The sequence below is a fragment of the Flavobacterium sp. Root420 genome, from assembly GCF_001427905.1.
GTDB lineage: Bacteria > Bacteroidota > Bacteroidia > Flavobacteriales > Flavobacteriaceae > Flavobacterium.
Map to the genome: position 1 here is coordinate 290,616 of NZ_LMEF01000031.1, position 686 is coordinate 291,301.

A 686-nucleotide genomic window follows, 5' to 3' on the forward strand; every position below is an offset into this window, starting at 1 on the left:
CGTTGTTTTCTTCTTTGTATTCCTGTTTCACTGAGAAGTAATTCTTTTGTTCTTTCTTTATGCCTTTCCAGATTGTGGTTTCTCTCTATGCTTCTGTTTCCTTTGGCTTTAAAACATTGGCCTCTCATGGGGCAGCCCTCACAGTTTTTAGCTTGGTAATGGGATAAGGTTTGGGTATATCCCCCAGCTGTCTTTTTCTGATTCTCATGTGTCTTGAGCATCTTTTGTCCCATCGGGCATACATAATAGTCTTCYTGCTGATTGTAATATAAATTCTCTTTGCTAAAAGCCTTGTATTTCTTTTGATAGTTCGGGTCCTGTTCCTTTTCAAAAGTRTTGTATTTCACAAAAGCTTTGAGTCTAAAAGCCTTGTATTTCTTTTGATAGTTCGGGTCCTGTTCCTTTTCAAAAGTRTTGTATTTCACAAAAGCTTTGAGYTTCTTTTTTTCCAGATAATCATAGTTCTCTTCACTGCCGTAACYTGCATCAGCTGTTATTTCTTCCARCTTTTTAAAGATTTTTTTTCCATAAGTCTGTTCAAAATTCTCCAAGTGAGGCTTTAATGTTTTGGTGTCRGTCGGATTTTGRTGGATGGTATAGTGAACAATAATCTGGTTCTGGGTGGATATCTGTGTATTRTAAGCGGGCTTGAGCTGMCCGTTKMGCATATGGTCTTCTTTCATACG

General features: G+C 37.5%; 1 protein-coding gene. It reads right to left on the bottom strand.

What is annotated here, in order from left to right; genetic code table 11:
- Positions 1-683, bottom strand: a 683-nt coding sequence (locus tag ASC72_RS24390; RefSeq protein WP_371258473.1) for a transposase, incomplete at its 3' end; no start/stop codon positions are given.
- Between the last annotated feature and the right edge of the window lie 3 nt (positions 684-686).